Consider the following 13,356-nt stretch of genomic DNA (forward strand, 5'->3'; position numbering starts at 1 on the left):
CCGGCGCAGCACAATGCCACCATCACGGCGGCACGGGCGACGGGGGCGCACGGTGGAACGGATCGAGGTGCCCGACGTACCCGGCATGATCCGGGCGTACCACGGCGGCTGGGGCCAGGGCACCTTCCTCGCCCGGCTGAGCCACGACGACCGCGTCGCCCTCGTCGAGGCGGGCGTCGTCGTCGAGTTCGGCCGGGGAGAGGTCCTCGTGGCCGAGGGGGACGAGGGCACCGACGTCTTCCTGCTGCTGTCCTCGACCGTGAAGGTCACCGCGCGCACGGACAGCGACCGCAGCATGCTCCTCGCCGTGCGCACCGGCGGCGACGTCATCGGCGAACTCGCCATGCTGGAAGGGGTCCGGCGCACCGCCACGGTCTGGGTACGCGGCCGTGAACCCGTCCGCGCCGTACGCATCGAGGGGCCCCGCTTCCTCGACGCGCTGCGGGCTCTGCCGGACGCGCACGTCCGGCTCACGACCGCCGTGGCCCGCAAACTCAGGGCGGCCACCCGGCGGCGTGCCGGGATCGCCGGGTGGGCGACGGAGGTGCGGCTCGCGCAGGTCATCACGGACATGGCGGACGACTACGGGGTGCGGGGCAAGCCCGGCGGGGACGGGGCGATCATCGGCGTGGACCTCACGCAGGACGAGTGGGGTGCGCTGATCGGCGTCAGCGAGAGCACCGCGTACCGCGCCCTGAGCAGGCTCAAGGAGCGGAGACTCGTCTCCGTCGGGTACCGCAGGATCGAGGTGCCGGACGTCGAGAAGCTGCGCGCGTACGGTTCGCGGCAGCCGTAGAACCCGTCATCTGACGGCGTGCCGTCACGGAGTGCGGGCAGATCGTCATACTGCTGCCACGCGATGCCCGGTTGACCCGGTGCGCCGCGTGTCACACCGATCGCCACTCCTGTAAGGGGTTATGGCAGATGATCCGGAAAAGCGACAGGGGGAGTGTCCTCCGCGCCATCACCTTCGACGACGTACCGGGCTACAGCGGCAACGCGCCCCACGGCCAGCAGGCGCTGCTGCGCTCGGTGGGCGACGCGCGGGACAACGCCGCGCTCAGCGCCCAGATCCCGGACGCCAAGGAGTTCGTCCAGAACCACGGCGACGGCGAACTGGCCCGCTGGAACGAGCGCGTGCGGGCGCTGGACCTGCTGGACCGCTACGTCCCGGCGCTCGCCGTCGAACTCGGCAAGGAGAACGAGAGCCGCAGGCCGCAGCAGTGGGCGCGGCTGCGGCTCGCGGTGGTGGAGGGGTACAGCAAGCTGGCCGGCGACACTCTCCTCGGCAGTGCGACGGTCGCCGCGCGGCGCTTCCTGGACTGCGAGCAGTGCCGCCGGGCCCTCGCACTGCTGCCGAACCGGCCGCTGGTCGTCGTGATCGGCGGCGGGCTCTACGAGGTCGTCAAGGAGCGGTACGGGAGCCTCGCGCCGGAGCAGTTCGTGCGCATCGAGGTGGACATCCCGGAGAAGGGGTTCCGCGAGACGGCCTGGCTGACCGTGCCGGGGTGCGACACGGCCGAACTGGAGGTGCTGCGCAAGGAGTTCGAGGGGACGCGGAGTCGCGGTACGGGGGAGGGGACGGGCGGCGAGAGGGCGGGCGGCGGGGAGGCCCGCCGGGGTGGGGAGGCGGGCGGTGGCGTGCGCGGTGGCGAGGCGCAGGGGGAGGGGGAGGAGGGGGAGGGGGAGGGGGAGGGGCGCGATGATGACGTCCGCCGTCCCGCGCCGCGCCCTCGTCCCGCGCCGGATTCTCGCCTCGCGCCGGACCCCGGCTCCGCCGCACCTGGCCCCGGCCCCGCCCCGGACCCTGCCCCCGCCGCCCGGCGTCGTCGCTTCCGGTGGACGTCGAACCAGGCGCTGGCGACCGTCGTCGCGTCGGTGATCGCGGCCCTGGGCGCGCTCCTGCCCTCGCTGCTCTCGGACAGCGGCTCGTCCGGCGATTCCGGCAAGCCCTGGGTCGACGTCAGCGGTACCTGCACCGCACCGGGCGGTCGGCTCCAGGTCGGCTCGGGCGGGTTCACGCCCGGCAAGCCGTACACGGTCTCGGTGACCGACCCCGACGGCCGCCCCTACGGCCTGTCGTACGGCGCCGGCGGTACGGCGACCGCGCGGGGGACGCTGAACACCGGCTGGACCTGCGAGGCGCAGGACGCGCCGGGCACGTACACGATCACCGTCACCGACAGCACCACCGGCGAGAGCGCGCGCGACACGTTCCAGGTCGCCCGGGTCGGCTGAACACCCCGTAAGGAGAACGTCCATGCGTACCAACCGATGGCTTACGGCGGTCACCTCTGTGGCGCTCGTCGGCGGTGTGACCTTCTGGCTCACGTGGGACCCGTCCGGCACCCGGACCGCCGAAGGGGTCGCCGCGTCGGAGAGTGCCGACGCCCGTGCCACGAGCGCCGGTTCGCCGTACGTCCACACCCGCCCCGTCGACGACAAGGAGGGCGCCAACGGGAAGGTGACGCTGCGCAGTTGCCCGCAGGCCGGTGCCGACAAGCCGGTGGGGCAGAACGCGTGGGGCCTCAACTGCATGGCGCTCGCGAGCCTGGAGAACGGCACGGCCGTGACCATGCACTGCTGGGTGAGCACCACGCCTCCGCCGAAGTACGAGAGCGAGGACCAGGAACTCCCGTCGTCCGCGAAGTGGTTCAAGGTCACCGTCGCGGGCGGCGCCGAGCAGGGCCGCGAGGGGTGGGTCTGGTCGGACCTGGTCCGGGACCAGACGGACGAGACCTCCGAATGCCCCAGCATCGGCCACGAGAACGACCCGACGCCGCCCCCTCCCGAGCCGCTGGTCTTCCAGGTGACGGGGGTCTGCACCAGCGCGGGCGGTCGACTGGGCAACCGCAGTGGGGGGTTCACCCCGGGCGGGGAGTACACGGTCTCGGCGACCCGTCCCGACGGATCGCTCTACCCGCTCGCCTCCGACTCGGGCACGGTCGCGGCGGACGGCTCGGTCACGTGGAAGTGGCCGTGCGAGGGGGACCCCGCAGGGACGTACGCGACGGAACTCGTGGACGGGTCCACCGGGCGCACGGTGGGGGACACGTTCACGATCGGAGCGGCGCCGACACGGCCTGTCGGGTCGACACCGCCTGTTGACCCGACACCGACACCGACACCCACACCGCCGCCGCCCGTCCGGGAGATCACCGTCCACAACAAGGTCACGGACGGCCCGACCCGGATGCGCGAGGACAAGCCCGCCTACCTGTCCGAGGTCACGAAGAACTTCTGCGCCAGGAACGGCTGCGCCCTCCCCGGCACCGAACTGCGCACCGGCGACCGCATCACCGCCGTCTGCCGGACCGAGGGGGAGCGGACGACCAACGGCGAGGACGGCAACGCGCGCGACGACGCCAACGAGGGCCTCGCCGAGACCACGCTCTGGTACGGCATCCGTACGGGCGACGGCCGGTTCGGCTACATCTCCGCGATCTGGATCGAGCCGGGGCAACGCGACGGGCTCGGACTCCCGTCCTGCTGACGGGAGTTCCGGCCGCCGGACGGAAAATGATTCGCAGCGCCCGGAACACGCCTCCTAGAGTGAGGCACACGAAAGCACGCACCTCCCGGTGCGCGGACGGCGGTTACTTCTTCCAAAGAATCCGACACCGCAGTCGACTTGATCTCGGGAGGCGCGGCTTGTGGTGGGTGCCCGGTGCGCAGGCAACGGTTACTTCGGGACCTGGTCCTTAGGAATAGGGGTGCGGGTTCGAATCCCGTGATCGGCTCAGGGCCGATGTGGCGGAACGGAAGACGCGCCAGGATTTGTACCGTCGCCGACTCCTGACCTCGGGCCCCCTCCACGCGCCGTGCCTTCCCTCACGACTCACTGAATTTCGGGGGGAATTCACCATGGCCCGTTTCAACACCCGTGCCACGAAGGCGCGGACGACATCTCCCGTCACCACCACCGGCCGCACCCTGCGCACCGAGGAAGGCGGCCGAGGCCGCGAACGCGACCCGCGTTCCGAACTCTTCCTGCTCGCGGTCGCCAACTTCGTCTCCGAGGACACCTTCTACGAGTCCGGCGCCACCCGCGACAACCGGTTCGCCACGCTGGTACGCAAGTTGGCGGTCACCGACCCCGACTGGACGGCCGGCCTCCTCGGCTGGCTGCGCGGCGAGGGCAACCTCCGTACGGCGGCCGTCGTCGGCGCCGCCGAGTACGTGCACGCCCGCCTCGCGGCCGGCGTCACCGAGGGCCCCTCGAACCGCCGGGTCGTGGACTCCGTACTGCAACGCCCGGACGAGCCCGGCGAGTTGCTCGCCTACTGGACGGCGACCCACGGCCGTAACATCCCGAAGCCCGTCAAGCGCGGCACCGCCGACGCCGTACAGCGGCTCTACCACGCCAAGTCCCTGCTGAAGTACGACACTTCGGCCAAGGGGTACCGCTTCGGCGATATCCTCAACCTGGTGCACGCGGCGCCGGACCCGGCGAAGCCCTGGCAGGGTGAGCTGTTCCGGTACGCGCTGGACCGGCGTCACCACCCGGAGACGGCCGTGGCGCCCGCGTCGGACCAAGTGCTGCGGGCACACCGGGAGTTGATGGAGCTGCCGGTCGAGCGGCGGCGGGCGGTCGTCACCTCGCCCGGCGGCGCCGAGCGGCTCGCGGCGGCCGGGATGACGTGGGAGGCGCTGGCGGGCTGGCTCCAGGGGCCGATGGACAAGGAGGCGTGGGAGGCGGTCATCCCGTCGATGGGCGCGATGGCCCTGGTGCGCAACCTGCGCAACTTCGACCAGGCCGGGGTCTCCGACGAGGTCGCGGCTCAGGTCGCCGCCCGGATCAGCGACCCCGAACAGGTCGCGCGCTCCCGGCAGTTCCCGTTCCGCTACCTCGCCGCGTACCGGCACGCGCCCTCGCTGCGCTGGGCGTACCCGCTGGAGCGGGCGCTCGGCCACTCGCTGGCCAACGTGCCCGCGCTGCCCGGCCGCACCCTCGTCCTCGTCGACCGGTCCGGCTCGATGTGGCACCGCCTCTCGGAGCGCTCGCAGCTCAACCGGGCCGACGCGGCGGCGATCTTCGGCACGGCGCTCGCGCTGCGCGCCGAGGACGCGGACCTCGTCGAGTTCGGGACGACGAGCCGGCGGCTCGACCTCGACAAGGGGGAGTCGGTGCTGCGGATCCTGGAGCGCTTCGGCGACCTCGGCGGCACCGACACGGTCTCCGCGATCCGCTCCCACTACCGGGGCCAGGACCGGGTGCTGATCGTCACCGACGAGCAGTACGCGTACAGCTCGCACGGCGACCCGACGGAGCAGGTCCCGGCCCATGTCCCGGTCTACACCTGGAACTTGGCCGGATACCGGGCTGGTCACGGTCCTTCCGGGAAGGCGAACCGGCACACGTTCGGCGGGCTCTCGGACGCGGCGTTCCGGATGGTGCCGCTGCTGGAGAGCGCGCGCAACGCCGACTGGCCGTGGGTTTCCTGAGAATCGCCGCGTGAGAACACGCGTGAGAATAGAGGCCCGCACTTCGGGGGAGTGCGGGCCTTGCCCTTCATCTGACTGACATTTAACATTTCAATTCATGGAAGCCATAAGACCCGTGGGCCGCACCCTCCTCAGGGACCGCGCCTGTGAAGCCATTCGGGACGCGATCGTCAGCGGAGAGATCGAACCCGGCTCGGTGGTACGGGACATCGACCTGGCCGAGCGGCTCGGACTGTCGCGGGCGCCGGTGCGGGAGGCGTTCGCGCGGCTCGTGGACGAAGGGCTGCTGGAGAGCAAGCCGCAGAGCTACACGCGGGTCACCCCGCTCGTCGCGAGCGAGGTGCGGGACGCCGCCGCGGTCGTGGGCGCGATGCACGAGCTGGTCACCCGGATCGCCGTACCCTGCCTCGCCCCCGCGGACATCGCCGCGATGCGCGCCGCCAACGAACGGTTCGCGGACGCCGTCGTCGCGGGGGACGTCGACGCCGCGCTCCTCGCCGACGACGAGCTGCACGACGTACTCGTCCGGGTCGGCGACAACCGCGCCGCCGCCGCCACGGTCGCGCGCTACACGCCCCTCATCCGCCGCCTGGAGCGGCGCCGGTTCGGGGAGGGCGGGAACTGCCGGTCCACCGGGCTGCACGAGCAGTTGATCGACGCGTGCGAGGCGGGTGATGTGACCGGGGCGGTGCGGGTCACGGCGGAGATCTGGCGCGGGCTGGAAGAACTCGTCGACCTCGCCTGACAGTTGTCGATACACCCTCGGGAGACCCTCATGTCCCTTTCCTCGTACGAGCGTTACCCCCTCCTCTTCGGCCCCTCCCCGGTCCACCCCCTGGAGCGGCTCACCGCGCACCTCGGCGGCGCCGCGCTGTGGGCGAAGCGGGAGGACTGCAACTCCGGTGTGGCGTACGGCGGCAACAAGACGCGCAAGCTGGAGTACCTGGTCGCCGACGCCCTCGCGAAGGGGTGCGACACGCTCGTGTCGATCGGCGGGGTGCAGTCCAACCACACCCGCCAGGTCGCCGCCGTCGCCGCCCGCGCCGGGCTCAAGTGCGTGCTGGTTCAGGAGAGTTGGGTGGACTGGCCGGACGCCGTCTACGACAAGGTCGGCAACATCCTGATCAGCCGCCTCGCCGGGGCGGACGTCCGGCTTGTGAAGGCCGGGTTCGGGATCGGGTTCAAGGAGAGCTGGGAGCAGGCGCTGAGGGAGGTCGAGGAGTCGGGCGGTACGCCGTACGCGATCCCGGCCGGTGCCTCCGACCATCCGCTCGGCGGGCTCGGGTTCGCCGGGTGGGCGTACGAAGTCGCGGAGCAGGAACGGGAGTTGGGCGTCTTCTTCGACACCGTCGTGGTCTGTTCCGTCACCGGCTCCACGCAGGCCGGGATGGTCGCCGGGTTCGCGGCGCTGGAGGAGGCCGGCGGGCGTCCCCGCCGGGTGCTCGGCATCGACGCCTCCGCGAAGCCCGCCGCCACCCGGACCCAGATCGCCCGCATCGCCCGGGGAACCGGCCAACTCATCGGCGTCAAGCGCGAGTTGACCGAGGACGACGTCGAGCTGGACGAGCGCTACCACGCCGGGATCTACGGCGTCCCGGACGAGACGACCCTCGACGCGATGCGCCTCGCGGCCCGCACGGAGGGCATGGTCACCGACCCGGTGTACGAGGGCAAGTCCATGGCGGGCATGGTCGATCTGGTCCGGCGCGGTGAGATCGGCGCCGAATCGACCGTGCTGTACGCCCACTTGGGCGGGCAGCCGGCGCTGAACGCGTACAGCGCCCTGTTCTGAGCGGGCCGGCCCACGGCGATCCTGCGGCCGTGGGCCCGTTCGCGGGGGATCATGTTCGCGCGATGGCCGGATACAGTTCACAGCGTGTGGGCCGACGAAGAGCGACAGAAGCCGCGTATCGAGCAGCCTGACGGCTCCGGCCGCCGGGCCACCATCCATGACGTGGCCCGGCTGGCGGGCGTCTCGCGGCAGACGGTCTCCCGCGCGGTCAACGACAAGGGCGAGATCGACCCGGCGACCAAGCAACGCGTCCTGGACGCCGCCCGGCTGCTGGACTACCGGCCGAGCCGGTTCGCGCGCGGCATGGTCAGCAAGGGCACGGTGACCGCGGGGCTGGTCATCCCCGACCTGATGAACCCCTTCTTCCCCGAGGTCGCCGCCGGGGTCCTGGAGGCCGCCGAGCAGCGCGGCTGGCAGGTCGTCGTCTGCGACACCCGCTCCGACGAGATCCGCGAGCGCGAGGCGCTGGACATGCTGTCCCACCAGGCGGACGCGGTCGTCGGCTACTTCAAGAACGAGGACGACGTCCTCGCCCGCCACCTCGGCGGCGTCCCCCTCGTCCTGCTGGAGCGCGGCCCGCAGCAGACCCGGTTCGCGGCCGTCGGCATCGACGCGGCGGGCGGTCTCGAAGCCGGGATGGCGCACCTCGTCCGCGCCGGACACCGCCGGATCGGCATGCTCGACGGGGACCGCTCGCCCGGCCCCGGGCCCCGCCGGGAGGCGTTCCTCGCCGAGGCCCGGCGGCACGGCCTCGACCTGGACGAACGGTGGGTCGTGCGCTGCCCCGAGCACAGCGTCCTCGGTGGCGAGGCCGGCATGGAGCGGCTGCTCGACGAGCACCACCCGGAGGTCACCGCCGTGTTCGGGTTCAACGACCTGATCGCGGTCGGCGCGATGCGCACCGCGCGCCGGCGCGGGCTGACCGTCCCCGGCGACCTCGCGGTGATGGGCTTCGACGGGCTCGCGCTCGGCACCCTCGTCGAACCCGCGCTCACCACCCTCGACCTGGACAAACGCCTGCTCGGGAGGCTGGCGGTCGAGCAGGTCGCGCGGCTGCGCGCGGGGGAGGAACCGCTGTCCGGCGAGGACGCCTGGGTGACCCCCGAACTGGTGGTGCGGGCCTCGGCCTGAGCGCCCTGTCCTGCTGACAGGACGTCAGCACAATCCCCGTGTACGTGTCTTGACACTGGTTTTCGGCCGCCCCAATACTCAACGGCAACGTTCCCGTGAACGTTCACGGGAACGTTCACGAGGGCATCGACATCGTTGTCTTCGTTGCCTTCCTCGTCCTCGTAAAGCGAGCCGCTCGTGATGGAACACCGAACGATGTCCCGCAGACGCCTCCTCGGGGTCTCCCTCGGCGGCGCCGGCGGGGCCCTGCTGGGCCTGTCCGGCTGCGGGGCGAGCAGCGGCTCGGCCTCGGCGGGCACCGACCACCTGAGCCTGTGGTACTGGAAGGGCGCTCTGAGCGAGAAGCTCCTCGCCACCGCCCGCGACGCGGTCCCCGGCGTACCGGGGCTGCGGGTGCGCGGCGCGCAGATGCCGTCCGGCGAGATCGACTCCAAGGTGCGCACCAGCCTCGCCGCCCGCGCCTACGTCCCCGACATCACCGTCGCGAACTCCGACAACCTCGCGACGTTCTTCCCCGACGAGGACCAGTTCCTCGACCTGCGGGACTACGGCGCGGAGAAGGTCCAGGGCCAGTACCTCGACTGGAAGTGGAAGAGCTGTTTCACCCCGTCGGGCCGCATGATCGGCTTCCCGCTCGACGCCGGTCCGACCGCCCTGTACTACCGCCGCGACCTCTTCCAGAAGGCGGGGATCGCGTACGAACCCGCCGACGTCGCGCGGGAGTTGTCGACCTGGGAGAAGTTCATCGAGGCCGGCAGGAAGCTGCGTGCGGGCAACGGCCCGTACCTGGTCAGCAATATCGGCAACATCTTCCAGCAGGCCATGCTCCAGAGCACCAAGCAGTTCGTCGACTCCGGCAACCGGTTCATCGGCGATCAGGCGCACGTCCGCCGCGCCTGGGACACCGCCGTCGAGATCCTCAGGCAGGGCCTCGCCGCCCGGGTCTCGGACGGCACCCCCGACTACAACGCCGCGATGAACGGCAACCGCATCGCCACCATGACGACGGCCGTGTGGGCGATCAACGGCCTCAAGGACACCGCGCCGAAGACGACCGGGCTCTGGCGGCTGACGACGATGCCCAACGGGCCGGCGAACTACGGCGGTTCGTACATGACGCTGACCCGCTACTGCCGGGAGCCGGAGCGCGCGTTCGCCTTCCTGACCTGGCTGCTCAGCCCCGCCAACCAGCTCAAGTCCTACCAGGAGGCGGCCCTGTTCCCCACCACCCCGGCCGCGTACGCGAACCCCGCCATGCACCAGGCCGACCCCTTCTTCGGCGGCCAGCGGCCCATCGACGTCTTCGGCCCGGCGGCCCAGAAGGCGCCGGTCCTCTACTTCAGCCCGTACGAGGAGATCGCGAACACCCCGTTCTTCCAGGAGCTGACCAACGTCCAGACGCTCGGCAAGAACCCCGAGCGCGCCTGGCGGGACGCCGTCGACAGCGCCGAGTCCGCGCTGATCAGAGTGGGGGTGAGCTGACATGGCCGCCGTCGCCGAACAGGCCGCCCGCAAACGGCCGTTGGTGCGCCGTACGTCGTCCACCGCGCCCGGCGGGCCCCGGCGTCATCTCGGGCCGTGGCTCGCCATCGCGCCGTTCTACGTGCTGTTCGCCGTCTTCGGGGCGTTCCCCGTGGTGTTCTCGCTGTACCTGTCCTTCCAGGACTGGGACGGGATCGGGGACATGCGGTTCGTGGGGCTCCAGCAGTACGGATGGCTGCTCCAGGACTCGGTGTTCTGGCACTCGGTCCTCAACACCTTCGAGATCTGGCTCCTTTCGACGGTGCCGATGCTGTTCCTGGCGCTGGTGCTCGCGTTCCTGCTGCACTCGCAGGTGCGGTTCGGCGGGGCGCTGAGGGTCGCGTACTTCATTCCCAACGTGACCTCGATGGTCGCGATGACCATCGTCTTCGGGTCGGTGTTCGCGCAGACCGGGCTCCTCAACTCGGGCCTCAAGTCGGTGGGGTTGGGCGGGGTGGGCTGGCTGTCCTCCGAGTGGGGGATCAAGTCGGCGATCTCGCTGATGATCATCTGGCGGTGGGTCGGCTACAACGCGCTCATCTTCCTCGCCGGGATCCAGGCCATCCCGACCGAACACTTCGAGGCGGCGCGGATGGACGGCGCGAACAGCTGGCAGACCCTGTTCCGGGTCGTCGTACCGCAGCTGAGGCCCGTGATCCTCTTCGCCGCCGTCACCTCCACCATCAACGGGCTCCAGATCTTCACCGAGTCGCAGGTGCTGTTCCAGACCGACGACGTCGGGACCACCGGCGGGCCGGGTCAGGAAGGGATGACCATCGTGCTGTACCTGTGGCAAAAGGCGTTCAAGGACCACCAGTTCGGGTACGGGGCCGCGATGGGGTGGGTGCTCTTCGCGATCATCGCGGTGTTCACGATCGTCAACTGGCGTCTGGTGTCCGGGCGTCAGGACGGGGGGTCGCGCCGTGGCCGCTGACGAGAGGCAGAGCGCCGGACTCGCGATCGGGTCGGGGAGCCGGCTGACCCGGATCGCCGTCCGTGCCGTCCTCCTGCTGGGTGTGCTGGTCTCGCTGTTCCCCTTCTACTGGCTGGTCGTGATGGCGTCCGGCACGACGCAGGACATCTACCGCTATCCGCCGAAGCTGGTGCCGGGGCCGCATCTCCTCGACAACATGAAGCGGGTCGTCGACTCGGTCGATTTCTTCGGGTCGCTGTTCAACACGGTCGTCGTCGCGGTCGTCGGAACGGCGCTCGTGCTGTTCTTCGACTCCCTCGCGGCGTTCGCGTTCGCCAAGTACGACTTCCCGGCCAAGCGGTTCATGTTCGGCATGCTGCTGATGACGTACATGATCCCGGCCCAGCTCTCCCTCGTCCCGCAGTTCGTGACGATGGCCGAGTTCGGGTGGGCCGGGTCGCTCAAGGCGCTCATCATCCCCGGCGCGGCCAACGCGTTCGGCATCTTCTGGATGCGGCAGTACGCGGAGAACTCCTTGCCGGACGAGCTGCTCGACGCCGGGCGCATCGACGGGGCCGGGTTCTTCCGGCTGTACTGGCAGGTCGCGCTGCCGATGTTCCGGCCCGCGCTCGCGTTCCTCGGCATCTTCACGTTCATCGGGCTGTGGAACGAGTACATCTGGCCGCTCGTCGTCATGATCGACCCCGAGAAGGTCACGCTCCAAGTGGCGCTCGCCAACCTCAACGTCCTTTACCAGGCGGACTATTCGCTGGTCATGGCCGGGGCGCTGATGAGCGTCGTGCCGCTGATCGTCGTGTTCCTCATCGGGGCGCGGCACTTCCTGCGGGACCTGGCGGCGGGGGCGACGAAGATGTGAGGGCCGCGCGGACGGGGGCGCCTTCTTGGTGCCGGGGGCGTGTCGCCTGAGCCGACGCCGTACGCGGTCCGTGTTCGGCGTACTACGTCCGGGCTCGGCACAATACGTACGGTGGAGACAGCCCCCGGCGCGCGAGGAGTTACCGGATGACGCAGGCCAAGCCCATGCGCGCGGACGCCCGCCGCAACTACGAACGCCTGCTGAGGGCCGCCGCCGAGGCGTTCGCCGAACACGGGGAGCACGCGTCCCTCGACGACATCGCCAAGCGCGCCGGCGTCGGCTCCGGCACCCTCTACCGCCACTTCCCCACCCGCCAGGCCCTGCTGGAGGCGGCGTACCTCGACCGTATGGAGGCGCTCGCGGTGCGCGCCGACGAACTGGGCGCCGCCCTGCCGCCCGACCGGGCGCTCGCGGAGTGGCTCCACGAACTCTGCGTCGTCACCATCCAAGTACGGGGCATGCGCGCCCTGTTGGGGTCCGCCGTGACCGACGCGAACGCCAGCGTCTGCGGCACCCGGATGAAGGAGGCCGCGGGGAGGCTGGTCGAGGGGGCGCGGGTGGCCGGGTTCCTGCGGGGCGACCTGTCGACGGTCGACGTCCTGCTGCTGGCCCACGGGGTCGCCACGGCCGCGGAGTTGGGGCCCGGTGAGGGCCAAGTACAGCGGTACGTCGGGGTGTTGGTGGCGGGGATGCGGGCGTAGCCGTACGGGGCGAAACTCGTTTGCGCCGCCCGCACGGCCCGGCGATAGGTTCGCCGGCATGGACGAGATGGCCCTGCTCAAGCGTTCCGGTGGCCCGGTCACCCGCAGCCGCATCAGCCGCGACCTGGCCGCGCTCGGCCTCGGGCGCGGCGACGTCGTCATGTTCCACACCCGGATGTCCGCCATCGGGTACGTGCCGGGCGGGCCGCCGACCGTGATCGGGGCGCTCCAGGACGTCGTCGGACCGGCCGGGACCCTCATGGTGACCTGCGGCTGGAACGACGCGCCGCCCTACGAGTCCGTGACCTGGCCGCAGGAGTGGCAGGACGCCCTGCGGGCCGAACACCCAGCGTACGACGCCGACTTGAGCGAGGCCGACCACGGCAACGGCCGTCTGCCGGAGGCGTTGCGCCGTCTGCCCGGGGCCGTCCGCAGCCGCCACCCGGACGTCAGTTTCGCGGCCCTCGGCGCGGCGGCGGACGCCCTCATGGCCGACCACCCCTGGAACGACCCCCACGGCCCCGGCACCCCTCTCGCGAAGCTGGTCGCGCTGGGCGGCCGGGTCCTGCTGCTCGGCGCCCCCCTCGACACCCTGACCCTCCTCCACCACGCGGAGGCCCTCGCCGAGGCCCCCGGCAAGCGGTACGTCGACTACGAGCAGCCGGTCCTGGAGGACGGCCGCCGCGTCTGGCGCCGCTTCCACGACATCGACTCGCAGGAGGGGGCGTTCGACTACACGCCGGTGGTGCCGGAGGGGGAGGAGCCGTTCGCGGTCATCGCGCGGGACATGCTCGCGGCGGGGATCGGGCGGCGGGGGGAGGTCGGGGCGGCGGAGAGTTACCTGTTCGAGGCGGGGGAGGCGGTCGCTTTCGCGCGCGCGTGGATCGAGGGGAAGCTGGCGGGGTAGGGGGCGGCCGGGACTCCAGGAGCGTCGGGGGGAGGGCCGGCGCGCGCCCGCGCGTGAGCGCCTCGCCCG

General features: G+C 71.3%; 12 protein-coding genes. All 12 read left to right on the forward strand.

The features are described 5' to 3' along the window. Positions 1-52: 52 nt before the first annotated feature. The 12 genes from ACLZOT_RS04410 to aac(3) all read left to right on the forward strand — a co-directional run bounded on the left by ACLZOT_RS04410 (position 53) and on the right by aac(3) (position 13,287). Positions 53-796 (forward strand): Crp/Fnr family transcriptional regulator, encoded by a 744-nt coding sequence (locus ACLZOT_RS04410; RefSeq protein WP_416967358.1) that lies wholly within the window; start codon positions 53-55, stop codon positions 794-796. 128 nt (positions 797-924) lie between these two features. Continuing rightward, positions 925-2,238, forward strand: a complete 1,314-nt coding sequence (locus ACLZOT_RS04415; RefSeq protein ID WP_416967359.1) for a hypothetical protein — start codon at positions 925-927, stop codon at positions 2,236-2,238. A gap of 22 nt (positions 2,239-2,260) precedes the next feature. Then, positions 2,261-3,493 carry a hypothetical protein gene (locus tag ACLZOT_RS04420; RefSeq protein ID WP_416967360.1) on the forward strand — a complete coding sequence of 411 codons (1,233 nt, stop codon included), beginning with the start codon at positions 2,261-2,263 and terminating at the stop codon, positions 3,491-3,493. A 371-nt stretch (positions 3,494-3,864) separates the two neighbouring features. After that, positions 3,865-5,445: a TROVE domain-containing protein gene (locus ACLZOT_RS04425; RefSeq protein ID WP_416967361.1), complete on the forward strand. Its 1,581-nt coding sequence runs from the start codon at positions 3,865-3,867 to the stop codon at positions 5,443-5,445. A gap of 97 nt (positions 5,446-5,542) precedes the next feature. Beyond that, entirely contained in the window at positions 5,543-6,190 is a 648-nt protein-coding gene (locus tag ACLZOT_RS04430) for a GntR family transcriptional regulator (RefSeq protein WP_416967362.1), read from the forward strand. A 30-nt stretch (positions 6,191-6,220) separates the two neighbouring features. Continuing rightward, entirely contained in the window at positions 6,221-7,237 is a 1,017-nt protein-coding gene (locus tag ACLZOT_RS04435; RefSeq protein WP_416967363.1) for a 1-aminocyclopropane-1-carboxylate deaminase, read from the forward strand. 84 nt (positions 7,238-7,321) lie between these two features. After that, on the forward strand, positions 7,322-8,368 hold the full coding sequence (locus ACLZOT_RS04440) for a LacI family DNA-binding transcriptional regulator (RefSeq protein ID WP_416967364.1): 1,047 nt from the start codon (positions 7,322-7,324) through the stop codon (positions 8,366-8,368). A gap of 195 nt (positions 8,369-8,563) precedes the next feature. After that, on the forward strand, positions 8,564-9,850 hold the full coding sequence (locus ACLZOT_RS04445) for an ABC transporter substrate-binding protein (protein WP_416967365.1): 1,287 nt from the start codon (positions 8,564-8,566) through the stop codon (positions 9,848-9,850). Position 9,851: 1 nt separating this feature from the next. Beyond that, the gene (locus ACLZOT_RS04450; protein ID WP_416967366.1) at positions 9,852-10,823 is read left to right on the forward strand and encodes a carbohydrate ABC transporter permease; all 972 of its coding nucleotides are present in this window, start codon (positions 9,852-9,854) and stop codon (positions 10,821-10,823) included. Next, positions 10,813-11,679 carry a carbohydrate ABC transporter permease gene (locus tag ACLZOT_RS04455; RefSeq protein WP_416967367.1) on the forward strand — a complete coding sequence of 289 codons (867 nt, stop codon included), beginning with the start codon at positions 10,813-10,815 and terminating at the stop codon, positions 11,677-11,679. The genes ACLZOT_RS04450 and ACLZOT_RS04455 overlap by 11 nt, the downstream gene beginning before the upstream one ends. Before the next feature lie 146 nt (positions 11,680-11,825). Beyond that, positions 11,826-12,380, forward strand: a complete 555-nt coding sequence (locus ACLZOT_RS04460) for a TetR/AcrR family transcriptional regulator (RefSeq protein ID WP_416967368.1) — start codon at positions 11,826-11,828, stop codon at positions 12,378-12,380. A 58-nt stretch (positions 12,381-12,438) separates the two neighbouring features. Continuing rightward, the gene (gene aac(3), locus ACLZOT_RS04465; RefSeq protein ID WP_416967369.1) at positions 12,439-13,287 is read left to right on the forward strand and encodes an aminoglycoside 3-N-acetyltransferase; all 849 of its coding nucleotides are present in this window, start codon (positions 12,439-12,441) and stop codon (positions 13,285-13,287) included. Positions 13,288-13,356 lie beyond the last annotated feature (69 nt).

Origin of the sequence: Streptomyces sp. 4F14 (assembly GCF_048159485.1) — a bacterium.
In the GTDB taxonomy this organism is placed as follows: Bacteria; Actinomycetota; Actinomycetes; order Streptomycetales; family Streptomycetaceae; genus Streptomyces.